The 25,959-nt window shown below is 55.8% G+C and carries 22 protein-coding genes; 18 read left to right on the top strand and 4 right to left on the bottom strand.

The features are described 5' to 3' along the window. Positions 1 to 115 precede the first annotated feature (115 nt). The 4 genes from ACRRQW_RS19685 (at position 116) to ACRRQW_RS19670 (ending at position 4,212) form a co-directional block, all read left to right on the top strand. A complete protein-coding gene (locus tag ACRRQW_RS19685; RefSeq protein ID WP_438483338.1) occupies positions 116 to 1,642 on the top strand; it encodes a hypothetical protein in 1,527 nt (508 codons plus the stop codon). Beyond that, positions 1,639 to 3,099 carry a hypothetical protein gene (locus tag ACRRQW_RS19680; protein WP_438483337.1) on the top strand — a complete coding sequence of 487 codons (1,461 nt, stop codon included), beginning with the start codon at positions 1,639 to 1,641 and terminating at the stop codon, positions 3,097 to 3,099. Before ACRRQW_RS19685 ends, ACRRQW_RS19680 begins: the two co-directional genes overlap by 4 nt. Then, positions 3,096 to 3,305, top strand: coding sequence for a hypothetical protein (locus tag ACRRQW_RS19675; RefSeq protein ID WP_438483336.1), 210 nt, complete (start codon positions 3,096 to 3,098; stop codon positions 3,303 to 3,305). Before ACRRQW_RS19680 ends, ACRRQW_RS19675 begins: the two co-directional genes overlap by 4 nt. Positions 3,306 to 3,672: 367 nt before the next feature. Further along, positions 3,673 to 4,212 carry a VOC family protein gene (locus tag ACRRQW_RS19670; RefSeq protein WP_438483335.1) on the top strand — a complete coding sequence of 180 codons (540 nt, stop codon included), beginning with the start codon at positions 3,673 to 3,675 and terminating at the stop codon, positions 4,210 to 4,212. 12 nt (positions 4,213 to 4,224) lie between these two features. Here the strand turns inward: ACRRQW_RS19670 and ACRRQW_RS19665 are convergent, their stop codons facing one another. Both ACRRQW_RS19665 and ACRRQW_RS19660 read right to left on the bottom strand, forming a co-directional pair. Next, positions 4,225 to 4,683: a response regulator gene (locus ACRRQW_RS19665; RefSeq protein ID WP_438483334.1), complete on the bottom strand. Its 459-nt coding sequence runs from the start codon at positions 4,681 to 4,683 to the stop codon at positions 4,225 to 4,227. Between the two features lie 104 nt (positions 4,684 to 4,787). After that, positions 4,788 to 5,636, bottom strand: coding sequence for a formate/nitrite transporter family protein (locus ACRRQW_RS19660; protein WP_438483333.1), 849 nt, complete (start codon positions 5,634 to 5,636; stop codon positions 4,788 to 4,790). A gap of 161 nt (positions 5,637 to 5,797) precedes the next feature. Here ACRRQW_RS19660 and ACRRQW_RS19655 point away from each other — a divergent pair, with 161 nt between their 5' ends. Further along, a complete protein-coding gene (locus ACRRQW_RS19655; RefSeq protein WP_438483332.1) occupies positions 5,798 to 6,439 on the top strand; it encodes a dihydrofolate reductase family protein in 642 nt (213 codons plus the stop codon). 34 nt (positions 6,440 to 6,473) lie between these two features. Beyond that, a complete protein-coding gene (locus ACRRQW_RS19650; RefSeq protein WP_438483331.1) occupies positions 6,474 to 6,902 on the top strand; it encodes a DUF1579 family protein in 429 nt (142 codons plus the stop codon). On the opposite strand, the gene ACRRQW_RS19645 is transcribed toward ACRRQW_RS19650, so the two are convergent. Next, a complete protein-coding gene (locus tag ACRRQW_RS19645; RefSeq protein WP_438483330.1) occupies positions 6,899 to 7,402 on the bottom strand; it encodes a nucleotidyltransferase family protein in 504 nt (167 codons plus the stop codon). The genes ACRRQW_RS19650 and ACRRQW_RS19645 overlap by 4 nt on opposite strands. Before the next feature lie 604 nt (positions 7,403 to 8,006). Between ACRRQW_RS19645 and ACRRQW_RS19640 the strand changes: the two genes are divergently transcribed. The 3 genes from ACRRQW_RS19640 (at position 8,007) to ACRRQW_RS19630 (ending at position 10,434) form a co-directional block, all read left to right on the top strand. Continuing rightward, on the top strand, positions 8,007 to 9,623 hold the full coding sequence (locus ACRRQW_RS19640; RefSeq protein WP_438483329.1) for a response regulator: 1,617 nt from the start codon (positions 8,007 to 8,009) through the stop codon (positions 9,621 to 9,623). Between the two features lie 10 nt (positions 9,624 to 9,633). Next, on the top strand, positions 9,634 to 9,876 hold the full coding sequence (locus tag ACRRQW_RS19635; RefSeq protein WP_438483328.1) for a hypothetical protein: 243 nt from the start codon (positions 9,634 to 9,636) through the stop codon (positions 9,874 to 9,876). A 126-nt stretch (positions 9,877 to 10,002) separates the two neighbouring features. Continuing rightward, on the top strand, positions 10,003 to 10,434 hold the full coding sequence (locus tag ACRRQW_RS19630; RefSeq protein ID WP_438483327.1) for a DUF1801 domain-containing protein: 432 nt from the start codon (positions 10,003 to 10,005) through the stop codon (positions 10,432 to 10,434). A 20-nt stretch (positions 10,435 to 10,454) separates the two neighbouring features. On the opposite strand, the gene ACRRQW_RS19625 is transcribed toward ACRRQW_RS19630, so the two are convergent. Next, positions 10,455 to 10,805, bottom strand: a complete 351-nt coding sequence (locus ACRRQW_RS19625) for a hypothetical protein (RefSeq protein WP_438483326.1) — start codon at positions 10,803 to 10,805, stop codon at positions 10,455 to 10,457. Positions 10,806 to 11,050: 245 nt separating this feature from the next. Here ACRRQW_RS19625 and ACRRQW_RS19620 point away from each other — a divergent pair, with 245 nt between their 5' ends. From ACRRQW_RS19620 to ACRRQW_RS19580, 9 genes are all read left to right on the top strand, one after another. After that, positions 11,051 to 13,852 (top strand): TonB-dependent receptor, encoded by a 2,802-nt coding sequence (locus ACRRQW_RS19620; protein ID WP_438483325.1) that lies wholly within the window; start codon positions 11,051 to 11,053, stop codon positions 13,850 to 13,852. Next, positions 13,849 to 14,871, top strand: coding sequence for a metallophosphoesterase (locus tag ACRRQW_RS19615; protein ID WP_438483324.1), 1,023 nt, complete (start codon positions 13,849 to 13,851; stop codon positions 14,869 to 14,871). Before ACRRQW_RS19620 ends, ACRRQW_RS19615 begins: the two co-directional genes overlap by 4 nt. 239 nt (positions 14,872 to 15,110) lie before the next feature. Beyond that, positions 15,111 to 15,575 carry an energy transducer TonB gene (locus tag ACRRQW_RS19610; RefSeq protein ID WP_438483323.1) on the top strand — a complete coding sequence of 155 codons (465 nt, stop codon included), beginning with the start codon at positions 15,111 to 15,113 and terminating at the stop codon, positions 15,573 to 15,575. Positions 15,576 to 15,760: 185 nt separating this feature from the next. Beyond that, the gene (locus ACRRQW_RS19605) at positions 15,761 to 15,976 is read left to right on the top strand and encodes a hypothetical protein (protein WP_438483322.1); all 216 of its coding nucleotides are present in this window, start codon (positions 15,761 to 15,763) and stop codon (positions 15,974 to 15,976) included. Positions 15,977 to 16,179: 203 nt separating this feature from the next. Then, complete coding sequence (locus ACRRQW_RS19600) at positions 16,180 to 19,266, top strand: polysaccharide lyase family 8 super-sandwich domain-containing protein (RefSeq protein ID WP_438483321.1); 3,087 nt, start codon at positions 16,180 to 16,182, stop codon at positions 19,264 to 19,266. A 36-nt stretch (positions 19,267 to 19,302) separates the two neighbouring features. Beyond that, positions 19,303 to 20,229, top strand: coding sequence for an alpha/beta hydrolase (locus ACRRQW_RS19595; protein ID WP_438483698.1), 927 nt, complete (start codon positions 19,303 to 19,305; stop codon positions 20,227 to 20,229). Positions 20,230 to 20,248: 19 nt separating this feature from the next. Next, entirely contained in the window at positions 20,249 to 21,802 is a 1,554-nt protein-coding gene (locus tag ACRRQW_RS19590) for a tannase/feruloyl esterase family alpha/beta hydrolase (RefSeq protein ID WP_438483320.1), read from the top strand. 290 nt (positions 21,803 to 22,092) lie between these two features. Then, on the top strand, positions 22,093 to 23,115 hold the full coding sequence (locus tag ACRRQW_RS19585; RefSeq protein WP_438483319.1) for a LacI family DNA-binding transcriptional regulator: 1,023 nt from the start codon (positions 22,093 to 22,095) through the stop codon (positions 23,113 to 23,115). Between the two features lie 170 nt (positions 23,116 to 23,285). Then, positions 23,286 to 25,922, top strand: coding sequence for a TonB-dependent siderophore receptor (locus tag ACRRQW_RS19580; RefSeq protein WP_438483318.1), 2,637 nt, complete (start codon positions 23,286 to 23,288; stop codon positions 25,920 to 25,922). The last annotated feature ends 37 nt before the right edge of the window (positions 25,923 to 25,959 follow it).

Here is a 25,959-nt window from a genome sequence, read left to right as displayed (position 1 = left end):
TCGCCACGAACGTCGGGTCGTCTAGTCTATCGCCTGCGAGGCTTGCGTTTACTCATTCCGACGATGTGCTGGCCGCCTTTCAATGCGCACGCTCGCCGCTTCAATTTTGGCCGTCATGGCTGGCTTGCTTTTTGTTTCTCGCGGCAATGCCGAAGGTTATCTTCTCAGAGAGGAGGGGCATTACTCGGGGGTGCTGGATTTCTTTAATAACGAACCCAACCTGAGGAATCGAGTCACGCATCCCAATCCCGCCGTTAATGGATTTCAGGGGAACGGCGACGGGTGGGTGGGCACCGAGGAAATCAGAGTCAAAGGATTGATGCGTTCCGCTCGTCTGAGTGTCGACTGGTGGACGCTTTTCGATGAACCAGTCGCCAATTACTTTTTTTATTGGGAGAGTTCCGGGGGCTATTCGATTCAATACCGTGATCCAGCGAAAGGATGGATTTCCGCAGACATCGACCGCAACCGCCTGATGAAACATCCATTGCTCGCGAGACGTTTCGATGCGCTCAAACCGGAATCCGTTGCCTTCGAAATTCTCTGGAATATCGGCAATCAAGGCGACGCGGAACGCGAAGCTTTCAAAAAGCAGTTTCGCATCTTCGGGAGTATCGGCGGAAGCGCTCCGTTCACAAAAACCGCGATGCGCACGCCGGTCATTTCCGGCCAGCTGATCACCGAGCCGTCAGGCAAGAAGCCCTTCGCCGTTCCGTCCAGTCCGCCCGGTGGATGGAAAACTTTCGGCACCCGCAAGGACACTCTCACCGATAAAGAAAAGCGCATGCTCGCCGCTTATTTCAACCTCGCCGATAACCAAACGGTCCGGGATTTCAAAGCCACGCAAGTCACGTGGCCGTTGGTGACAATGAAACAAATCGCGGTCGACTTCGCGCGCGCGGAAGCCGGAGAACGGCCGCTTTCTCCGACTGAAACCGCCGATCGCGCGACGCAACCGCCCTTATCGGCCTATCGCCAAACGGACACCTGGGCCGAGCCGAGCGCAGCCCCCCGGCCCCCAGTTCCGCCGATTCCTTACCGACGCACCGCAGACAACCTCGCTTATTTCTATCGCCCAGACGGCACCAAAGCTTTTCCGCAAGGCTTCATCCACGCCGATCCGTTCGATTCCAAAGAAAAACTCTCGTCCAAACTTACGCGCGTGGTGACCCATGCAACCCCCCAATGGCACTACAATTACTTGGATCGCGAGGGTCGCCTGCAGTTCGATACATCGCGAACGATCCTGGAGGAGATTTCCCCTGATCTTTTTGAAATTGGCGATCGGGCTTTGGTGGGCCGTTACGGCAAGCGGGTTGCTGACCGGCGGGGACTCTATGATCGGCGCTCCAAGCGTTACCTTATTCCCGAACAACTTCTCACGGCGGTGGGCATACGCAGCGAATCTCCCGGACCGGGAAAAATTGCTGTTCGTGCCACGCGAATCGCGCGCATCGGGCAGCCGTATGTTGGCCGCGACACCTTTGTGAACCGGCAGGTAAATCTGGTGGAAGTCAGTTTCGAGTTCATCGACTACGAACTTGATCTGAACACCCGCCAGATTCGTGAAATCAGCCGAGAGACCACGCCGTATCGGTCTACGGCCGCGAGCAATATCTTAGGTATTCCTCACGAAGTATGAAAGCTGGACTCAGCCTGTTCCTAACACTCGCAATTGCGTTGCCTGCGCAAAACAGCGCCGTCTCCGATCTGTGGGAGAAAGCAGTAAGCGCTGCGAACGAACAACGTGCCGGGGAAGCCCTGCAATTGGCAGCAGAAACCGAAAAAATCTTGGGGCGGCCCGCGCCAAAAATCGAATCGCTGCGCGTGTACCTGTATGTTGCACAGAGCGACTGGATCCGTGCACGAAGTGCGCTCAATCGCTATAAACAACTCACGGGGCCAACGGCGAATTCGCCCGCGCACACTGAAGTGCTCGCATTGCAGACACAAATCGATGCCGGTTTGAAACCGCTGGAAACGAAATGGGCTGCGGAACGGCAGCAAGCCGTCGCGGCGGAGGTGGCGGCATTCGATCACCAGGAATCGGCAGCCCGCCAGAGTGCCGAACGCACGCTCAAGCAGCAGTGGCCGCAACCCGCCGAAGGTCCGGCAATGTCGACGACCGAGGAACCAGGAGCGGAAAACGAAACGGTGACCGACGCGCAGATTCAGTCGCTGGCCGGGGATATCAAAGAATTGATGGGCTGGCGCAACGTGCACGGCACCGGTGAAGCTAACGCCGCGTTGTGGGCGCGCTTGAAAGAGGCTTTCAAAAATACCCCGCCCAAGGGCGAACTCGTTTCTAATTGGGGTGGCAACATGCTGATCGGATTCGCCCGTGAAACCCAAACCCAAGTCTTTCTTGATCATGACGGGGAGGGGCGCGTGGACCAGCAGCTCGCGAAGATTATCGGCGGCAATCAAGCCTACTTGGTTTCCTTTGGTGGCACGTCCCTGGAATTCGCGCCTCGCATGCAACCGGCATACCCAACTGGCAAATTTCAAGTCACGTTCTCCAAGGGATTTCCCTCCGAGGAATTCGAACGTTATCAAAATCAGGGATACTTCTGTACCGGCCTAAGCCCATCGCTGGACGGCGCGCACTGGATTGCGTCTTGGTATACGGCCCCGCTGCGCGAGACGAAGCCGGAGCCGTGGGTGGACATGCCCGCCGTGCAAAAAATCACGGCCCCCTCGGCAGCCTTTCCCGCAGAGATGATCAACCAGCGTCTCTCTGCCGGTGAAAAACTCGTGGACGTTTTTTGGTCCCAAGCGGGTTGGCAGACACTTTTTTTGGTTCCACCTGCCACCAAGCGGGTCCCGTTCGACGATGTCCTGCTGAACTACGAGAGCCATCGGTTCGTCGCATCGCCCGATGCCGCTCAGCTCGTAGAACTGCTCCAACCCTACGTTGGTAAGGCGACCGTGGTCAAAATCATTGGCGGCGCCGATACCTGGGTGGCTCTGCTGCGTCCGGGCGCATCAGAGGAAGTCGATTGGGTGATCAGCGAATACATCAACGGCGAAAACGTGACGTTTATTCATGGTCTCGGTCGCCAATATAAATTCATGCGAGGCCGGATGTTTGACCAATGAGTTCATCACGAAAAAAAATCCTCGTAGTGGCCGTGGTCGGTTTGCTCGTACTCGGCGGCGGCTTCGGTTATTGGCATCAGCAAAAAACGCAGCGCGACGCAGCATGGCGCGCCCAACAACTAACGGAAGACGTGCTATTGAAAGATGCTTCCGCCAAGAGTCTCGCAGAGTTGAATCGTTGGCTGACTGAAGAAAGATTTCGCTGAGATTCCTAGCAGACGCTTCGCTTTTATCCATGCCATCGCTCCCACGCAAATCCGCGAAACCGGATCGCGCCAAATCCAAAGAAAAGATTTCGGTGCAGCCGAAACGGTCGACGCGGAGCAAACGCGACGATGCCCCGCGCGTAGGCGGGGGAGGAACGTTTGGTGGCGAGTCTAGTTACGTTCCCCGGATCGGCCTCGGTAATTTTCTACGCCCCGAACAGAATTCCGCCTGATTTACCCGTGGCCTGAAGGGTGTTAGATTGAGCGCTTTTGGTGTAGGAAAAAACTCACTTGGGAAGTGGCAAGGGGAGCCATGGATCAAGTGAGTTTTTTTTGCCCGATCATTTCTCGAGAACCACCCGTTTCCATGAAAACGTCCAAAAACAGAAAACGCGCATCACGTGCCAAGTCTTCGAAGATCGATGGACTGGAATTTGCGCAAGTGTGCTGGGTCGTGCCTAACCTGCGCGCGGCAGTGAAATTTATCTCGGGAGCGTTGGGAGTCTCCGGCTTTCCCAAACCTACTCGGATGAACGCGGAAAAAATCCAAATGTCCTATCGCGGGCAACTCGTGCCGGGCAAATGGATCACGACGCAAGCATTCAACGGCCATACGTTTCTCGAAATCGTGCAGCCGCTCTCGGGGCAAAGCATGTTTCACGATTATCTGGCGCAACATCCCGAGGGCGGAATCCAGCACGTTGCGTTTCGGCTGCCGATCGCAGGGTTTGAACGCGTTACCGCAAAGCTACGAAAGCAAGGTCACGCGATCATCGGCGAAGTGGATCACCCGATTGCGCACATGACGTTTTTCGACACTTACGCAACGCAGGGAGTCGCGACTGAGATCATGGGCGTGAAGGCGGACGGGTGGAAGGCGATCAAGGAGCTGGAGAAAGCGTGCTGACGCATTTCGCGGTCACGCGATGCCTCCATGCAGCACCAACCACTTTCCTTGGCGTCCTGACCGCATCAGGCTAAGCAAATCCTGCACCTGTTTCAACTGGTCCGCGATATTGGAAAGTTTTACGAGGTAGGCGTCCGCGCCGTGAGCTTTGGCGAGGGTGACGTCGCTGAGCAGTTCCGACGTGGAATACATCACCACCGGCGTGGCACCGAAAGCCGGTCGCTCACGCACCCACTTCAAAACATCGATGCCGTCGGCTTGGGGCATTTTTTTATCGAGCAGGATCAGGCCGGGATAGACGGATGATTCGCCCAAAAGTTGATCATTCAAATACGTGATCGCCTCCCATCCGTTCAGGGCGCGAATCAAGGGCCACACGATCCCAGCGCGGGTGATCGCCCGCTGAAGCAGAAAGTAATCTGCGTCGGAATCGTCCGCGTAGAAGAGAGGAGGAATGGATGCGTTGCCCAAGCATGCTCACTTTAACCCCTTTGATCCGGATGAAGAGACATTTCGGCAAAGCGCTGCGTCCGAAACCGAGGTGTTAGTTTCGCTAAGCGAAGCCATCACTGCGTTTATTTACCACGGCGGTAAGCGAACCAGTAAGAAATTCCGATGAGCATGCCACCAAGGATATTTCCGAGAGTCGCTCCCGCCAGATTACGTGCGAGGCCTCCCAAGGTAAGTCCGGCGAAAGCCTCGGGCGAAACCTGAACGCTCAACCAAAATTTATCCGCCGCGGACATTTCGATAAAAAGTCCCATCGGAATGAGGGACATATTCGCGACGGAATGCTCGAGCCCCGCCGTAACAAACGCCGCGATGGGAAAAATAATCGCGAGGATTTTTCCCGGTGTCGTGCGAGCGCTCAACGAAAGCCACACCGCAAGGCACACCAACATGTTGGCCAGAATGCCTGACGCCACCGTTTGCAAGAATGGCAGTTCTGATTTCGCCGACGCGGTTTTTAGCATGACCAGTCCGACCTGGCCCTGACCCGCGGAGTGAACCCCGGCGAGAAAAACTAGGTAGGCAACGGCCACCGAGCCGACCAAATTACCCACATAGATGATGCCCCAAGCCTGCCCGATTTCTGCGGTGGTAGCCCGTTCCTGCGCGCGCGGAATTACCATTAAGATATTTCCGGTGAACAACTCCGCGCCTCCCACCACCACGAGAATGAGGCCGACGGAGAATGCGGTGCCCGAAAGCAGTCGCGCGATGCCAAACGGCACCACGCCTTCAGCCCCCGCCAACACAACTTGCGAGAACACCGAACCGAAAGCGATGTAGGCTCCCGCCAGAAGTGCGAGGATCACGAGATTGCTCGTCCGCACGTCCGTCTTTTGCGCATAGGTGGTTTCAGCTTTCTTCGCGATGTCTGCCGGCATCCTGTCATCAACGCCAAGGGGTGGGGTGGGCATGCTGAGATTATAGCGTTTGCGGCTGTCTTGAACTATCGGGGGCTTTACCGGCGGGCAGGCCGGAACATGGGAGCTATTTTCTCCTCATAACGGGAAAGAGACCCCGGCAAACGCGGATCTCATCCGGAACTTCTGTGCATAGGCGGCGGTCGCTTGACCGAATGAAAACGCTGCGTCTCAAGATGTCGCTCTCGGCAGATGGGTTCTGTGCCGATGCCAAAAGTAAACTCGACTGGCTGTTCGAAACAGAAAGCAAGGACGCGACAAAGTGGGATGTCGCCGCCTGCACCGACGCGAGTCTCCACCTCATGGGCAGTCGGACGTTTCGCGACATGGCCGCGTGGTGGCCGACATCCCGCGAGCCGTTTGCGCCCGCCATGAATACGATTCCGAAGGCGGTATTCACGCAGCGCGCGTTTGATCCCGCAGCAAATCGCAAGCTCACGACGCTCGGCCTGAAGAGCGCGCAAAAAGCCATGGGCCATACGCAAGGGGCCACACCTTCGGAAGAGGTCATCAACTCTTGGCTCCATCCCCAGATTTTCAAAGGTAAGCTCGCCGCATCGATAAAACAGCTCAAGCACGGTCATGGAAAGCCGCTGCTTGCTCACGGCGGCGCTGGCTTCGCGCGGAGCCTGATTGCCAGCGGTCTGGTGGATGAGTACTGGCTCCTGATCCACCCCGTAATTTTGGGTCGAGGGCTGCCAATTTTTTCGGAAGCCGGCGGACGCATTGACCTCAAGCTCGTAGACTCCAAGCGCTTCAAATCCGGAGCGGTCGCTCAAATCTATTCCGTGAAGTAAGTCGCCTCTCTTCGAACATTCAAAATTGAACATCATGACCAAAAATCGAATGGATCGTTTTCAATGCTTCATCGGCACGTGGAATACCACCGGTGAAGTCTACGCAACGGAGACCTCACCTGCGACCACGTTGGTGGCGACGGACACGTATCGTTGGTTGCCCGGCCGTCATTTTATCGTCCATGACGTAGACGCGCGTTTCGGCGGCGACGTCTCTCGCTCTCTGGAAGTTTTTGGGTACGACACTAAATCTAAAAAATACCTCGCGCGCTCCTATGACGACCAAGGCGCGAGTGAGGATTTTACCGTGAGTCTAACGGGCAAGCGGTGGGTGATTTCAGGCAAGAGCGTGCGTTTCGATGGCAAGTTCAGTGGCAACAGCAACCAGCTGACGGGGCTTTGGGAGATCAAAGGGAAGCGCGGGTGGCAGCCTTGGATAAAGCTCAACTTGTCGCGCGCCTAACGTTCCCGATCAGGGCGGCCGTTGTCACCGGACATATTCTGCAACGCCCAGAAGTAACTCCGCCCAAAGAGGGAAGGCGGCATGCGCGCCCCTTGAGGGGAAGTCGTGACGATTCCGTCGGCTCGTTCGTGGGTCGCGATGAGCCCAGTGATGGTTGCAATCTGAAAATCCATCTGGTCGCCCAAGGTGAGGATGACTGCCTCAGGATCCGGCTTTCGGAGAGTGCGCATTCCGCAACCAATCGAACTGTTAAGTCCGTCCTCCCACCGCCGGTTCGTGACGACAATCACATGGAGATCATTGATCGTTCGTCCGATCATCTCCGCGTTCGAGCCGAGGACGACCAACACGTCGCGGGCTTGGCTCGCCGTTGCAGCCGACAACACATGCCGCAACTGGGGAACACAGCCAGCTTCCATCAGTTGGGCTGGCAGTCCCATTCGGGACGAATCGCCGGCGGCCAAAACGATCACATCGTAGTGTTTGCTGAATGCCGACATGCTGGCTCCGTGACGGTTTCCTTTTTAGCAACCGCAGAATTGCGGTCGCAGGACCGGTGTATCGGAGACAGCGCGGAATGCACAGACTTCATTTCCGCTGCATGGCGGTGCCCGTTCGCCCGCACCGTTCACTCCCTGCGAATCAAAAATGCGTTCTCGACCAACGCTCGGGCTGGGGCCGTGAATGACCTAGGATAGTCGATGGGCCTCAATGACGTTTGACGCATCTTACAAATTCGCCCAACATACTCATCTCCACACGGGGCCACGCGCGGAGTTTTCATGAGAAAACGATACGTGGTGTCGATCGACTTACTCGTGCTTGTGCCCAATGCATTTGGGCGGGCATTTCCTCAAGTGCGGCTCATCGGGTTGCCGCGCAAACGCACTGTGTTCGTAGCGACCCTTGATGAAGTGGTTTCGATGATTGTCTGGCTGCGCGCTCGCACCGAACAAGAAAGGTGCGCGTATGAACAGGTTCGGCTATGGAGCGCCATCGCCGGTCTGGAGGCGGTTTGGAATATGGAATCAGAGCACGCTGCGACACCGCGGACTGACTAATGGTCGAAGCGCTATCGGAAATTCCCTGATACCATTTCTGCGCGTGAACGGTTATGTTACTCCGGACGGCTGGGGCCCGCTGTCGTCAATGAACTCTTCGAAGAGCGAAGGCTTGCGCGTGTTGCACATCGAAGACTGCGTCTCCGACGCAGCCTTGATTCATCATTCCCTCAACGAAGCCTGGCCGAACTCAAAGATCCATCGTGTAGCCTCGGAGGAGGAGGTGCGAGTCGCACTCGATGAAAAACAAGAATGGGACGTAATCCTCTCGGATTATTCCATGCCCGGCTTCAACGGTCTCTCCGCGCTGGAGATCACGCGATCACGCGGATCCACAGTGCCGTTTATTTTTCTGTCCGGCACCATCGGCGAAGTGAAAGCCGTCGATGCACTCAAGCGCGGGGCGACTGATTACGTGTTAAAAGACCACATGGGCCGGCTCATCCCGGCCATCCGTCGCGCGCTGAACGACACGCAGCGAGAAACCAGCCGTCGTAGTTTGGAATCTCAACTCCGCCAAGCGCAGCGTCTCGAAAGCATCGGTCTCCTCGCCGGTGGCATTGCTCATGACCTCAACAACATGCTCACGCCGATCTTCATGGGCATGGAAATGCTGCGCCGCAAAGTGCCCGACGAGCACTCCCAGCAGCTGATCGATCTCATGACCAAAAGTGCAGAACACGGTGCGGGACTCATTCGGCAGGTGCTCTCTTTTTCCAAGGGGACGGAAAGCTCGCGACAGATTCTCGCAATCGGCCCGGTGATTGCGGATGTCGCCTCCCTGCTGCGGGAAACGCTTCCGCGCACCATCGCGATGAACGTATCGATCCAAGACGATTTGCCCGGCGTTCGGTCCGATGCGACTCAACTCAGTCAGGTGCTCATGAACCTCTGCGTGAACGCACGTGATGCGATGCCCGATGGAGGACGTATCGATATCAAAGTAGTCGCTTGCTTACTTACCGCCGCTGACTTGAGAGGAAAGGCTGCTGTGTTGCCGGGGGACTTCGTCAAAATTATCGTGCACGACACAGGCACGGGCATTTCGCCCGAAGTGCTCTCCCGCATCTTCGATCCCTTCTTCACCACCAAAGCGCAACGTGGGACGGGACTGGGCCTCTCCACGGTGGTCAGTATCCTCAAAGAGCACGGCGGGTTCATCGACGTGGAGACCGAAGTGGGGAAGGGCACCACGTTCCACGTATTTCTTCCGTCGGCTACGACCGCCATCATTACCCTGCGGGAGCGCTCGGCATCACCGTTCGCCCAAGGTCGTGGGGAAACGATTTTGGTCGCAGACGACGAGCAAACGCTGCGAGAAATGATGCGCTCGATTTTAGAGCAATCAGGCTATCACGTACTGTTAGCTAGCACCGGGCAGCAAGCCATCGAACTCTTTAGTCAATATTCGTGGTTGGTAGCCGTGGTCATTGCCGATTGCACCATGCCCCAGCTGAGCGCGTCGGCCATGGTTACGGGACTGCGGGCCCTCAATCCACAGATTAAAATTATTCTGATGAGTGGATTGGAAGGTGCCGAATCGGAGGCCGCTCGATTCGGTGCAAACCGCTTTCTCGCCAAGCCGATGAGCGGAAAGGTTTTAGTTCGCGCCGTCGCTTACACCCTCGAAAATAATCAAGTAGAAACCCCGCCACACTAGTCTGGCGGGATTGCTTTTCGCTTTCCCGGACTGGAGTTGCACAGACGTTGAAAGACATCTGGTCGCCGGCGTACGGCGAGAATCAACCCGATGGAAGGTTACCTGCGACGCGTTGGAGTTTCTCGTGCGAGAAGTGTTTGATCCTCAATTCGGTGCGCGCCCTTTTAGCAAGACGTGGATCGGCAACAAAAGGACGCGGTGGTTTACGAACTTTTTTGTGCGACCTGCCCGCACGTCGCGTCGCCCGTATTAACCCAATTGGGGCGTTGCGCACCGAGTGATTTGTGCGCGGTTGCCGAAAAGATCTCGGATATGTCGCGGTCGCGCGCGGCGAACTTGCCTCGCGATTCCGTGTGCGATAGCTGATAAACAATTATCCATGCAACGCTTCAAAGATTCTTCAGTGGCTAGCGTATTTGCGGGGTATCCCCAGGGCGTGCGGATAAAATTGATGGAGCTGCGCGAACTTGTTTTTTCAACCGCGGCTGAAGCGGCGGAAGTGGGTCCATTAAAAGAAACGTTGAAATGGCGTCAGCCGAGTTACCTGACAGAGCTGACCAATAGCGGCAGCACGATTCGGATGGACGCGATTACTTCCGGACAAGGCGAGTATGCGCTCTACTTCAATTGCCAGACGACATTAGTCGCAGACTTTCGAACGCAGTTTGGATCCTTGTTCCGGTATGAGGGCAACCGAGCCTTACTGTTTAATGAATCGGACGTGGTGCCCGCGCGGGAATTGCGGCGGTGTATCGCAGAAGCCCTCACTTACCATCTGAGGAAGCGGCACCACCGCCTTACTAGCAGCTAGATCCCTGAATCGAACGTCATTTAAGCGGACGCTGCACTCGTTTCCCCTTGGGTCGGAACGTTTGAGGAAGTGTCCGCGGGCGTCGTGGGGACAGGCTTCTTCTTCGCAGAATTTTTCGAAGCACTGGGCTTCTTCGCCGCCGCTTGCTTCGCCAGTTTTTTCGACACGACGGTCAACTCCGCCTCCAACACCTTCAAAAATTTCTTATCTTTTTTGGCCGTTTTCTTCGCGTCCTTAAATTGCTTCTTCGCATGTTGCAGGTCGGCCTTGGCATCTTTCGCAATTTTCTTGGACGCATTCGCCTTCAGTTTGGCGCTGGTGATTTGGGAGACCAATTTGTTTTTCTCTAAAGGGGTGACAGTTGGTTTCATAGATAAGACGCTAGGCCGTTTCATCATAAAGAGCAATGCCGAGAAAGTTGATTTCATTGGGAGTGCATTGCAGCGAGTGAGGTTATCCGCAGGGCTTCGAATTGCCGAAGGGTGAAAGCTTCAGCTTGGGCCGCCGGCATCATTGCGTAACCCAACTTTCACGGTGATTTCACCTCAAGGTTAAGACTGAGTGACGGATCTGCTCGTGCATTGACCGTTTTCATGCGCTCGCGTCTTCAACGCGGGTGCATACCCACGCTCACACCAAACCCACCTTAATTCTTCGCGCGAACTTGTTGCGCGCAGCCTTCTCACTCACGGCCTTCGCCCTGACGTGCCATTCCCTCAGCGCGCAAGCTGATGCCAGCACGGTGACTGTGGCTGCGGAAGCATCCGTCGGCGGTCATGTGACCAATGCCGTCACCGGCAGCCTGCTCGAAGGCGCCACGGTCCGCCTTGCTCCCGCTAATCGCACTGCGGTCACCGCGCGCGACGGCAGTTTCAGTTTCACGCGCGTGCCCGCCGGTTCCTACAACCTCATGGTGTCCTACGAGGGGTTGGAAACCTACGAGGCGGCCATTGAAGTCGGCCAAAATGCCGCCGTGACCAACGTCGCGCTGCGCTCCGAAATTTTCCAACTCGATCGCGTCATGGTCTCCGCCCGCCTCGAAGGCCAGGCTGCCGCGATCAACAATCAGCGTGTTTCGCCCAGCCTCCGCACCACGATTTCCGCCGATGCCCTCGGTCAAATTCGCGAAGGTAACATCGGTGACGCCCTTGTCCGTCTGCCCGGTCTCTCCGTCGAAACTCGCGCCGGCGTGCTCCGCACCGCCACGATCCGCGGCCTCGCTCCTCAGTATAACACCGTCAACGTGGATGGTCTTCGCATGACCAACGTCGATGGCGACCGCAACATCGCGATCGATTCGTTTCCTGCCAACATGCTGGCGCGCGTCGAAGTCGTCAAAGCGCCCACGCCCGATCTTCCCGCCGACGCCATCGGCGGCACCGTCAACCTCATCACTCGCTCAGCCTTCGACCGTTCCGGTCGCACGCTCACAGCGGAAGCCGGCACGTCCTACAACGAGCGCATCGGCAATTGGAATTCCCAGTTCGGCGGTTCCTACGGCGAACGCTTCGGCAAAAACAAACAGTTCGGTGCCCTCGTGGTCGCCAACTACTACCACGACCTACGCGGTTACGATCAGCTCGACCAACAATACACCGTTAACGCGACGACTGAGGCCTACACGGTTTCCCGTGCTTACTATTACGATCGGGCTGAGGAAAAAGTCCGCATCGGCGGCGGGGCGGCGTTCGACTATCGCCCGTCCGATACCTCGAAGTATTTCGCGAAGGCGCTCTACAGTTACGACTACCGCGACCTCAATCAACGCGGCACCGATTACCGTCCCGCCGACAGTCGCGTCGATGTGATCAACAACTACCGCGAACCGAAAAATGTTTTCCAGATGTATATCGTCGGCGGTGAAAATCGTCTACCCGCCGACATCCAACTCGATTACCGCGCATCGTATTCGAAAGCCAAAAAAGATTATCCCGAGACGCTCGTCGCCACCAGTTCGTTCAACAACGTCACGCTCGCGACGGATCGCACCAATCCCGACTTTCCGACATTCACCGTGACCAACGGCGTCGATCTCACCAACCCCGCGCTGCTCGCATTCCGCCAAGTCGAAATCAGTCAGGTTCCCCGCGTAGAAGACGAGTGGAGCTATGACGTCAATGCCACCAAGGAATTTGTCGGGGCGCGCATTCCGTGGTCCGTCCGCGGCGGTCTGCGTTTCAGCCGTAAAGATTCCTCGCAAGCGCAGCCGCTCACCGTCCGCTACAGCGGTCTTACGACACCCACCGCCGGGTCGCTCGTGGCCCCTTACAGCAGCAGTGACTTCATGTCTGAAACGAGCAATGGCCGCTCCGTCATCCTGCCATTCTATCCGAACTGGAGCCTCTACAAAGATCTCGTCCTTAATTCTCCCGGACAATTCTCCCAGAACGCCGCCGCGGTTAACTTCACCAACCTCACTCGCGCCAACGCCGACTTCGCCACCACGGAAGACATCGATGCCGCCTACGTCATGAGCACGGCCGATTTCGGCAAGCTGCGCTTGATCGCCGGCTTGCGCGGGGAGGAGACGACCAACACGAGCGCTTCGAATAACGTCACGCTTTCCAGCACCGGTGCCGTCACCAGCGTAACCCGCGTGAACGCCGCCCGCAGTTATTCAAACATCATGGCCGGCCTTCACGCCCGTTATCTGGCGCTCAACGATCGGCTCGTCTTCCGCGCTGCCTACACCGAAGGGCTCTCGCGTCCCGCGCCCGCCGACTTGATCGGTTCAGTTCAAGAAAACGTGCAGATCAATCAACGCAATCTGGGTAATCCCGACCTTCAACCCGCCGAGTCGCAAAATTTCGACGCCAGTGCGGAATACTATTTCGGCCGCCTCGGTCTACTCTCTGCCGGGGTTTTCCACAAAGACATCAAGAAGTTTGTCTTCACCAGCACCCGCACCGCCGCCGACGGCGTTCGCGAGAACCTCAAAGTAAACGGTGAGGGCGGCACAGTTACGGGCCTCGAACTCGTGTGGCAGCAAAACTTCACCTTTTTGCCTGCGCCCTTTGACGGTCTCGGAGTCGTCGCTAACTACACGCGACTGGATTCCGAAGGAAAATATCCTGGGCGTGAAACTGAAAATCTGCCGCTGGCCCTCGCACCTGACTTCATCTTCAACGGCATCGTTTCCTACACCAAAGGCCCGATCAGCCTGACACTGTCGTACAACGAACTCGCGAAACGCATTGAAGCTGTCGGCGCGAGCCGTCTCCTCGACACGTTCAACAGTGCCACTTCCAGCTGGGATGCCGCCGCCAAATACCGCGTGTTCAAGGGAGGCAACTTCTTCTTCAACGTCAAAAACCTGACGAACGAGCCGACCGTGATCTATCAAGGCAATCGCGCCAATCCGACCTCGGTCGTGTATTACGGCACGCAATATAACTTCGGCATCAACTTCGAACTATGAACCTGCTCAATCGTCTGATGCGCCGCGCCTGGATCGGCCTCGCACTCGCCACGGTGCTGCAAGCAGCACCGCCCGAACCGGTCAAGGGAGCCTTCACCCTCGTCGTTTTGCCTGACACGCAGTTCTACGCCGCGAGTTACCCGGAGACGTACCGCGTGCAAGGCCGCTGGATCGCCGCCAACGCGCAACGCTACGCGGTCCGCCACGTCCTCCACGTCGGCGATGTGACCGACAACAACAACGAAGCGGAATGGGCCGTCGCTCGGGAAGCGCACGCGCTCTTCACGGACGTCGTGCCGTGCGTCCTCGTTCCGGGCAATCACGACTTCGGCCCCGGCGGTAAAACCTCCACCCGCGACACCCTCCTGACCGAAACGTTTCCCGTTACCGAAGCGCGGCGCGGTGCCACCTTCGGCGGCACCTACGATCGCGAGCCCACTCGGATGGAAAATACTTTCTATCTGTTCGAAGCCGGCGATCGGCGGTGGATCGTCGTCGCCCTGGAGTTCGGTCCTCGCGACGACGTCGTCCGGTGGGCCAACGAGGTGGTGCAGCGTCACGCAGATCGCTCGGCGATCCTCCTGACGCACGCGTATCTTCGTCCCGACAACACGCGCTTTGACCGGCAAGTGCCCGACACAAATCCCAAAGCCAAGTCACCGAACAAAGGCATCGATCACGTCGCGGTCAGCAAGTCGCCCGAAGGTTTCAACGACGGCGAAGACCTCTGGCGGAAGCTGGTTTCACCAAACGGTAATTTCGTGCTCACGATCAGTGGCCACCAAGGCATCGCCGGCCACCTCGAAAGTGTCGGCGCCAAAGGCCAACGCGTGCAGCAAGTAGTCGTTGACTATCAGGGCATCGCCAATGGCGGCAACGGCTTCCTCCGTCTCCTGCAATTCCTGCCCGATGGCCGCACGGTGCGAGTGAACGACTATTCACCGTTGCTCGACGAAACGACGACCGACGCACGGAGCTCTTACGATTTTACTCTCTCCTCCGCGCCTTCTTCGCGCTAACGTGGGACTCAGCTTCGAAGGGCTATGATGTTCGGCTTAATGAACGAGTGAACCGAAAGCTCTCTGCCAAAGCCTGAGAATCACTGCGGGGTGATATTCAACCCACCACGCATTTTTACATTCTAATACTCTATTTGTCTGTGAAGAGAACATCGACCTCATCGCCAAGCCATCAAAGAGATCATACTCGACCTCTTACTTCTAAGTTCGCGCCCGTCTTAAAAAGACGGGTAGTGCTCATGGCCGCGTTGACCCTCACAACCTTGGTCGGCTGTTCGACCCCCGAGCCAAGCAAGGAATCTGCCTACGTAAAACTTGCCAACGAACAGGGAGCAATGATCTCGGACGAGACCGCGACACCCGAGCAGGCAAAACTAAGTGAAATCCATCGGAAGCTATTTAAGACACCGATTCATACGATTTCGGAGAATGATGCGATAGAACCGCCAAAGCTTCTGAAAGTGGTGCAGCCGAAGTACCCTGATTTAGCGGTTAAAACCCGTATGACGGGCACGGTAAATGTGTCTGCGATTGTTGATGAGTCGGGACGCGTTGCAGAGGCCAAAGTCGTTTCGTCATCGTGGCCGCTTTTTGAGGCGTCAGCACTGGAAGCGATCAGCCAATGGATATTTTCCCCAGCGAAAAAAGACGGGCGGCCCATCAATATGGTCGTGACGATTCCGGTCGTCTTTGCTCCGCAGTAAAAGACGGTTTTTCTTGCTTGGGACCGGTGCGCAAAAATTTAACAAGTCGCGATGCGTTTTCGTTCGCCACGCCTCGGGATCAAATTGAGTTTCTGAACCCCGATGGCGCTCTGGCAGATCAGCTTTCTTTTCCTCCCAAAAGCGCTCGTCGGCGGTGTCGCGGAACTTCCCTTAGACCTCGTCGCGTGGCGCTTCGCTTGTCGGAAGCCCGCTACCGGCAAGGCATGGATAATCACCTGCGCTACTTGGAAGCCCAGCGCACCAGCTACGCGGATTTGATCACGCTCATTGAGGTCAAAGCGCAGAAACAAATTTCTCTCGTGATCTTGTTTAAGGCTTTGGGAGGAGGATGGAATCCTTCGGAGAACGGTGCCACATCCATCGGCGTCGCCTCGCACTAGTTGGCCATTGTGTTCAAAGCCTTCTGATAAATTCGTGTAACGGTTTGGGAAGCCTGCGTAACTACAAATTGTTGATCTGACGAAGAGTGTGCGTTGTCTTTGCCCGTGCCCCGAAGTCAGTGCACACGCACATGATTTCACCCTAGGCGTGTCCCCCTCAGTCAGACCGGATGCGCTAAACTCAGAACGTTCCTACCCCGAATATGAAAACTCGCGTCTTAGTTTGGTTTCTCGCCGTGGTGTGTCTACTCTCAAACGGTCGGGCCGATCCCGTTGAACCCGACAAATACGATCTGGTTCGCCTCAAGTGGCGGGAAAATCTAGTAGGCCCGCCGTCATTCACATTAACCACGGCGCGCACGACTCAATTGCAGACCCTTGCGCTGGCGGTGGCATCCAACGGTTCGAGTAGAAACACAACCACCGGCACTGGGCATTGGGATCGCATGGATACATCGCCAAGTAGGACGACTTTGTGGCCAGATCTTGATCCGGAGACTGAGTCGGCTGACATCACGGCCACCTACAGTCGGCTAAAAGCGATGGCGCTGGCATACGGGAGCTATGGGGGCGCGATGTTTGGAAACACCAGTTTGCGCGATGATATCATCGCGGGCTTAGACTGGATGAACACCAATTGCTACGGCGGATTAAATGCCAGGGTTTCCGGTTACAACTGGTGGGACTACGAAATCGGTGCGCCGCTTTCTCTGAATGACATCACGATCATAATGTTCGACGATTTAAATCCGACGCAAAAATCTAATTATATGGCTGCGGTGGAGAAATACAAGACGAGCAAAGTCTACACAGGGGCTAATCTTACGTGGACAAAGAAAGTGGCTGGATTGCGCGGTTTGATTGTCAAGGTTGACAGCAGGGTCGAGGGGATGAAGACCGCCGTTAACACGGTGCTCGCTTACAAGGAATTGGGCTCTGTTTCGGATCCGGAATCTGATCCGGATGGATTTTACCAAGAGGGATCTTTCCTCCAGCACCGGTATTTTGCCTACAGCGGCGGATACGGTTTGGCAGCGATTATTGATATTTTTGATCTGATATATCTGCTCAAAGGCTCAGAGTGGGAAGTAAATGGCACGAACACGGCCAATGCTTTTACAGCGCTTTATAACACCTTCGAACCGCAGATTTTTCGTGGAGAAATGATGGACATGATGCGTGGCCGGGAGGTTTCACGTTATGATTCACCCTCGCACAAAGCGGGTCGTAAAGCGGTGGGCGCTTTTATCCGGGCTGCGCAAACCGCTTCGGCGGCGGATGCCTCCCACTACAAGAGCCTCGTAAAACATTGGCTGCAGGTGGACAATACCCTCGGGAGCACTTATGCGGGGCTAACCTTGAGCCAGATTATTGTAGCAGAGAGTATTGTGGCCGACGGAGCGGTCACACCGCAGCCAGAGACGCCCGGCTTCCTCGTTTACCCGGTGATGGATCGCGCCGTGAAGGTGGGTTCGGGTTGGGCCGCCGGATTATCCATGCACTCGACGCGAATCAAAAATTTCGAAGTGTTCCCGACGGAGAATTTCAAAGGATACAACCATGGGTTTGGAATGCTCTATATCTACAACGGAGATTTGCAGCAGTTCAGCGAAAACTATTGGCCCACGGTTGATCCGTTCCGCTTGCCTGGAACTACCACTGAACGAGGGCGAGCAAATTCTGCCAATCAAAGCGGCGCCAATTTTGTGGGCGGAGTTGAAGCGCTGGATCTTCAGCGTGGCGTGAGCGTCATGGATTTGGCTCCTGCAGGATCTAATACGATCAGAGGAAAGAAAGCGTGGTTCTTCCTCGATAACGAAATCATCTGCCTTGGTGCGGGCATCACAGCTCCCTATAATGCGAACCGGTCAGTGGAAACGATCGTGGAAAATCGAAAACTAAATACTGCAGGTGATAATGTTTTCTTGGTGAATGGCGTGTCCAGCGTCACCGCGTTCGCCACCACCACCAATCTCACTTCAGTCACGAACGCACATCTCAGCGGTAACGTCTCCGGGAGCGACATCGGTTACTATTTTCCGGGCGGCGTTAATTTGAGTGCGGTTCGTGAACAGAGAAGCGGCGCATGGACTGCCCTCAACACCAGCCCCTCTCGGATCGATTACACCACCGTGTTCACCAATCGATATCTGGCGCTCTATTATAACCACGGCAATGGCCCGACGGCGGGCTCTTACAGCTATGCGGTGTTGCCAAACTTCACCGCCAGCCAGGTCCAAAGCTATTCGGCTAATCCCCAATACGAAGTCTTGGAAAATAGCACGGCAGCTCAGGCTGTTAAAGATACAGTGAGCGCGGCGATTGGCGCGGTATTTTGGCAAGCCGCGACCAAAACGGTGGGCAGTGGAACTGAAGCGATCACTTCCAGTGGGAAAGCCGCGACCTTTGTTTCGTTTGGCAGCACGATCGACGTCGTGATTTCCGACCCCACGAAATTAAACACGGGAGTAATCGAGTTAGAGATTGCCCGACCTGCGTCGAGTGTTATCGCCGCCGATGCGTCGATCACGGTGACGCAACTTACGCCAACGATTAAGTTTTCCTTCAATGCGAATCAAAGCTATGGGCTGACTAAAACGGTGCGGTTTGCCATCTCAGCTGCGGTATCAGATGTCACCGCGTATGCGGGTGATGGCCGGGTCCTGCTCGCTTGGCCCGCAGTGAGCGGAGCAGTTTCCTATAACGTGAAGCGCGGAACCGTTCCGGGAGGCCCTTACACGACGATCGCCACCGGCCAAACCGCTAACGCTTACACCGATTCTGGAGTCAGCAATGGCTCTGCGTGTTACTACGTGGTCACATGGATCAATGCGAGCAATGTGGAAAGTACTCCATCGGGAGAGGTTTCGATTGTTCCCACTACCGCAACGTTGATTGCCGACAATGCTGACGCGAGTGGCGTGACGATTGCGGGGAGTTGGGTGGCGACGACTGCGAGCACCGGCTACTATGGGTCTAATTATCTGCATGACTACAATGCTGGTGGCACGGGCGGCAAAAGCGTGACTTATGCACCTTCGGTTGCGACGGCCGGTTACTATGACGTTTACGTGCGGTGGACCGCGGCAACCAATCGCGCGACTAACGTTCCCGTGGATGTGATCACGACGGAAGCGACCACGACCTACACGGTGAACCAGACAGCGACTGGAAGTGCATGGGTATTGCTGGGGCGCCATCTTTTCAAAAACGGAGATAGTGTGCGGGTGCGTAACGATGGGACCAACGGATATGTCGTAGCAGACGCGGTGCGGCTGATCTTGCGATAGGTGTGCCGCTGGCTATCGACATTGCCTCACGCCGTGATGATATTTCCTCGACTCGCTCAGATTGGTCTTCTTTTGGTTTCCTTTTTTTGGGGAAATCTCTGGGCGAGCGAGGAAGTGCGAGTCGTCAATTTGTGGCCAGAGGGCGTGCCTGATTTGCGAGCAGATGCTGCTCCCGAAGTTGTTCGAGGCAGCATTATCTCTAACATCCACATTCCCTCCATGATGGTATTTCCAGCGCCAGCGGGAAAAGCAACGGGCACTGCGGTGATTATTTGTCCAGGCGGTGGCTATGTCAGTCTTTGGATCGAAAACGAGGGCAGGAAAGTGGCGGAGTGGCTGAACTCGATTGGAGTAACGGCTTTCGTGCTCAAATATCGTCTGCGGGAATATGGACATCCGGCACCGTTGCGGGATGTTTTGCGCGCGGTGCGGACGATTCGCGCCGATCCAAGAGCGTTCGGCATATCGAGTGATCGGATTGGAGTGTTAGGTGCATCCGCAGGCGGCCACCTCGCGGCTTCAGCTGGAACTCTTTTTGAGAGCTCTGACGGGAAAACCGGCGATGCGTTCGATGCGATTTCCGCGCGCCCGGATTTCCTAGTCCTCCTTTATCCCGTGATCACCTTGAAAGGTGCGTTTGCGCATGCGGGATCGCGCGAGGCGTTGCTTGGCTCGAAACTGAATGACCGATTGATTGAAGAACTTTCGTTAGAGACGAAGATCACAAAACTCACGCCGCCTACATTCATCACTGCCACGGAGATGGATAAAACTGTGCCGGTTGAAAATTCACTGATGTTTTTTCAATCGCTGCGTTCAGCTGGGGTGCCAGCAGAGCTGCATGTTTACGAGAAGGGACCCCATGGGTTCGGGATGCAGAAGGATTTGGGAACCGTAAGCAGCTGGACAGGGCGGTGTGAAGACTGGCTGCGAGCTAACGGTTGGCTTACGCGTGCAAATTAATAAAAATGCCAGCTAGACCGTGAGTAAGCAGAGACTGCTGATTAACTTGCTGGTTGTGTCCGTGGGTGTCGTGTCGCTGGCGCACGCAGGGATGGATCACGTCGCGCGCCTCCGCATTCCGCAGGTTGAGATTGTTTGCGTGGAAAATATCACTGACGGCCGATTGGAAGCGGCGGAATCAGTGCTGGGAAACGAGACGTCGTTGGCTCCTTTCGTCCGTGTTGTAGCGGTGGCGAAACCCTCGGCTGAATCTCGAATCAACATCGAGGTCTGGTTGCCTAATGAAAATTGGAACGGAAAGCTTCTCGGCACTGGGAATGGCGGTGCGGCAGGAGTGATCCGATATCAAGGGCTCGTGGGTGGTTTGGGAAGAGGATATGCGGTAGTTAATTGCGATCTTGGAACCGCTCCGACCGCCGACGTTCAAGGTTCTTATCCTGAACGGTGGATAGATTTTGGTCATCGAGCTACGCATGAGATGACGGTGGTCGCTAAAAAGGTAGTGGCTGCGTATTATGGTAGCCCCGCTCAGCGAGCCTATTTTATCGGCGCTTCCACAGGGGGTCAGCAGGCATTGATGGAGGCGCAAAGGTATCCTGACGACTACGATGGGATTATCGCCGGAGCGCCGGCTAACAACCGCACCAGCCTGCACGCGATGTTTGTTTGGAACTGGCAGGTGCTGCGAAGAATTCGCGACGAAGCATTCACTTGTGAAGAAATTAACCTCGTGACGCAGGCCGTGATTAAGGCGGGAGCGGGTAAGGACGGTGGCGCACCGAGCGACAATTTTCTCACCGACCCGCGCCAGTTTCTCCTCGAGGCAAAGTTGTTTGAGAATGTTCTTTCTTTGGAGAAAGTCGCCGCGTTGCGCCAAATCTATGCGGGCGCAATCAACCTGCGCTCGCAGCAGCAAATTTATCCCGGCCCGCCGGTTGGCAGCGAATCCACAATGCATCTAGGTAGTCTGAACGAGTTCCCGCCGCACTCGTATCTCTTACGTTGGGCGTTAGGTGTTGGCTTTGATTTCGAGAAATTTGATTTTGATCGCGACTTGGAGCACACCCGAGCGCGCTTGGCTCATGCGCTTGATGCGAACGATCCCGACCTCCGCCATTTTGCCGAAAACGGTGGAAAAATCCTGATGTATGCAGGCACTGCCGATGCGATCACTCCGTTTCAAGCAACGGCAGATTATTACGAGCGCGTAGTAGCCGCGAATGGGGGCTGGGAAGAGACCAAGTCGTTTTTTCGTTTTTTTGTCGTGCCGGGCCTGGCCCATGTAATAGGCGGGCCGGGACCGAATCAGTTTGGACAAACTCTTGAGGATAACCTTCCTCGTGATCGTGAGCGCGACATACTGATGGCGCTCGAGTCTTGGGTCGAGGACGGGCGCGCGACTGATAGGCTGATCGTTTCTTCTGTGGTGGGTGACGGATCTGCGCCTAAGGTTCAGCGGCAACGACCCGTTTACCCTTATCCCTACTTCCCGCATTACGTCGGGGGAGATCCCGATCAGGTTGAGAGCTATGCGCCCATGATGCATAGAACTAGGCCCACTTTCGACCGATGACTTGAGGTCAGAATTCGGTTAAGTGATGACAGATTTGTGACATTTTTTGCTAGGCATGGAGTGTAAATGGTAAAAACGTGTAACTGTTTGACGAAGCCGAGCAAGTGGTCGATGTTGAACGAAAGCGAAGGATCCCATTTTCTGGAGACGTCCAATTTCTGGCGGCCTTTTAGCATGATAAGTGTTCAGTTTTGATTCTTACTTAACCCCATTTTCGCCGTGTCTTTCTGTCCAGTTGCAGCTCTCTTTAGCGCAACTTTGTGTGGTGAGAGCGCGAACTGTCCTCCCAAGTGAATCCTTGCACCCTGACCAGTGTTGCCCGCGCAGCAGGAGTAGGTGTTTCCACGGTTTCCTACGCATTGCGGGGAAACCCCAAAATTCCTCAGGAGACACGGGCGCGGATTCGCGCAATTGCGACTCAAATGGGCTACCGGCCAAATCCTGCAGTTGCGGCGTTGATGTCCCATGTGAAAGCTGGGCGTCGTCCCAAGGCTCCTTCAAAAATCGCGTTTGTCTGGATCGAAAAAAATCCGTCGGGGAAGCAAACGCCGTTTCACCGCCAGTCCATTGCTGGGGCGCGGCGGCGGGCCCAGCAACGCGGTTACCTGCTAGAAGAATTTTGTTTGTTCGATGCAGGGATGACCTCGTTGCGCTTGAGCCAGATACTGCATGCGCGAGGCATCAACGGGATCGTTTTCTCCGGTTGCGAAACCAATACATGCTTTCATCTCGAGATGAAATGGGATCAACATTGCGCAGCGATTATCGGTAACGCGCGGTGCACTCCGGAGCTCCACCGTGCGGGGCATTATCATTTCATGGGAATGCGACGAATCATGACAGAGTTAGTGGAGCGAGGTTACCGGAAGCCGGCGGCAATCCTGGAGTCGGTCGTGAATGAGCGGGCAAGTCGCACAATGGAAGCTGCATTTTTGGCGTATCATCCAACCCCGTCGAACGCGCGAAAATTAATGGTGCAACTCCCGTCGCTGGATCCCTCGCCAATCGAGCGATGGCTAAAGATGCATCAACCTGATGCGATCATTGTCAGTAAAAAGGGTATGATCAATCCACTCCGAAAAATCTTGGAGTCTGCGACAGAAAAACCTGGCTTCGCGGTGATCTCTATCGAGGACGAATCACCCGCCGTATCGGGAGTGGATCCAGGACATGAAATGGTCGCCGCTAATGCGGTTGATATGGTAGTCGACCAGCTGTTACAAAATGCGATGGGTGTCCCGGAGAATCCCAAAGAGCTGCTGTTCGACGGGCACTGGATTGAAGGTTCGACTTTGCGCCCTGTGCGCGGTTGAGGCTCGCTGCAGTTTAAGCGTGAAATGAACAATCTGCGCCATGGTGAACGTTTTCACCGACGGCGGGATTTCAAAATAGAGTCTCTCATTTCACAACGGAATCGTTCTTCAAAAAAACGCTCCGCCGTTACGCGGAGCACCCGTTCAGTTCTAACACCCCTAGCAACCCCATGAAATATCAGCTCTTCGGCTCCGCCGTTTCATACAAGTCGCCCGCAGCGGCTTTACTCTGCCTTTTCGGCACTTCGCTTTCTGCACAACAGGCTCCTGTCGCTCCTTCTGCGACGCAAGATCCGGAGGTTCTGACCCTGTCGGTGTTCGAGGTTCGCAGCACAAAAGACTCGGGTTATCGGGTGCAGAATTCTGTCGCGACCACGGGCGTTGCCCAAGCGTTGGTCGACACACCGCTGCCGATTACCGTAATCACTGGCGAGTTTCTGCGGGATGCAGGCCTCGATGGTTTCATGGGATCGTTGCGTTATGTCAGTGCGATTAGTTTCGACCCGCACACGAGCAATGGAAATTTTGCTCCTGGTTTCAATCGCGGCAACTCCCAGCCTAACGGAACGACTTTCCGTGGACAGCCCTACAACGGAACTTTCCGCAATGGCCTCCGGCTGCAATTTGGATTTGCGACCGAGAACGTCGACCGCATCGAAGTTGCCAAAGGCCCGATGGCGGTGTTCGTGGGCGGGGCAACCTTGGGCGGCGAAGTAAACGTCGTGACGAAGAAGCCGTTGTTCGCTGCTTCGCAGGAAGCGTTCTTTCAATATGGCTCGCACGACAGCTATCGCGCAGCGTGGGATAGCACCGGGCCGATTTCAAAAGATTTCGCGTATCGGCTCATCGCTGAATACCGCGACGGTAATACGTGGCGCGATTATTCCCATTCGAGAACTTTGTTCGTTAATCCCCAAGTGCTTTGGCGTCCGTCCGATAAATTTTCTACCAAGCTCGACGGCTATATCCGCAACTCGACTGGTAACCTTGTTTCGCAGAATGTGGTTTCCACCCAAAATTATCAGCGGGACTACAACGATCCTAACCAAGCGTTGCTCAACTTGGGCACGCGCCGGAGCGTGGGTGCCGCGCCTTATACGGTGGCAGAATATCGCACGCGTATCGGTCAGGCTTTCGGCACGTGGCGGCAGGACGTTTTTGATGTCACTGGTAAGTGGGTGACGCTCGGTTCACCCGAAGAAGATCTGATTGATGGCTCGGGCGGACGTAGCTACAACTGGTATGGCCCGAATGCGAAATTCGACGAACCGGTGCGACTTTTGGAAAGCGACTCGACGCTCGTTGTAACTGATTGGCTCCAATTCCGCGCCATCGGTCGTTACGCGGACGTAGATCTCGAGCACAGCTTCTACAGCTTTGCCCAGCGCGCTTATCCCGATGGCAACAACCCGCTCGATTCCGGCAGCGGCACGCGCGTGGATCAAAACGCGCTAGACGGAAAACTGGAAGGTGTGTTGAAAGGAAGCCTTTGGAAGATCGATGCCACTCTGCTCGCGGGCACTCAATACAATCGGACGGAAAGCCAGTATGAGGATGCGTTTTTCGACTACACGAGCGCTGTCAGCGTGGCTGCGTCACCTAACGTTAACAACAATCCCACGCCGACACTCGTCGGACAAAACGTGTATCACTGGTTCGACCCGCGCGTGCATGCATTCCCGGACACGCGTCTCGTGACGCGCTGGCCGAGCGAAGTGCGTTCAGCGGGTCAATTGGCCTACAATCACGCTAAGGAAACCAACCAAGCTTATTACGCCGCGACTAGCCTCAGCGCCTTCGATCAACGTGTAACGGTCACTTCTGGCGTGCGCCGCTCAAAGGCGAAGAGTGAAACGGTGCAGCTGGACTTGAACGAAACAGCGCTGCCTGGCTCGGCGACCAGCAGCTCTACTCCCACCACGACATCTTACATGTATGGTCTGAGTGCGCGCATCGTCAAAGGGCTGAATGCCTACGCGAGTTTTAACAAAGGAAATACGGCTCGCACGGGTTCGCTAGTCAGTCGTGTGTCGTTCGGGATTTCACCACCGGACATCGTTACGCCAGCCGAGCAAGCTGCGAACCCTGTGCCCAATGATCTCGGTGAGGGCATGGAGGCCGGTTTTAAATTCGACATCATTCAGAATAAGCTCACCGGCAGCATAGGCTGGTTCCGTCTCACGCGTGGTAACATCCTAGTCGCGGACACCGATCGCAACGGCACCGATCCACGAAACGTCGGCACGGAAGTCGACAGCAATCCAGTCACGGCCAATCCGGCGGTGCGCCAGCGCGTGGCTTGGTTGCAACCGGTCGACGGTAATATTTCTGAAGGATTCGAAACCGACATCGTTTGGACTCCGAATCGTAACTACAGCTTGGTGCTAGGAGCTTCCCATCTGACAAAAAATGCCATCACGGTTTCCCGTCCGCTCGGCACCGACGCGACGACTAACCGGACTTATCTGCTGCTCAATGGCCGCAAGCTTGAGTTGGCTCCGGATGACACGCTGCGTGTTTATCAACGCTACGAGTTTGTCAGTGGCGCGCTTGAGGGTGCCTCCGTTGGTCTCGGCGTTCGTTATCAAAGCGACTTTTTCCCGCAGTCATCGAACGCCAACTGGGGCGTCAAATTCCCCGCGTTCACCGTGTGTGATCTCACGCTGGGTTACAAAACGAAGCTCATCAACCGCGATGTCACGTTCACCTTGAACGTGAACAACGTGCTGGATTCGACCTACATCGAAGGCCGCAATGTGTTCGGCCCGCAGCGAGAATTCTACCTGTCGACCCGGCTTTCGTTCTGAGGTCGTACGGTTGATCGCTTAAAACTTTGGATCGCGG

The sequence above is a fragment of the Oleiharenicola lentus genome (assembly GCF_051660365.1).
GTDB lineage: Bacteria > Verrucomicrobiota > Verrucomicrobiia > Opitutales > Opitutaceae > Lacunisphaera > Lacunisphaera lenta_A.
This window is presented reverse-complemented; position numbering and strand designations above follow the sequence as displayed.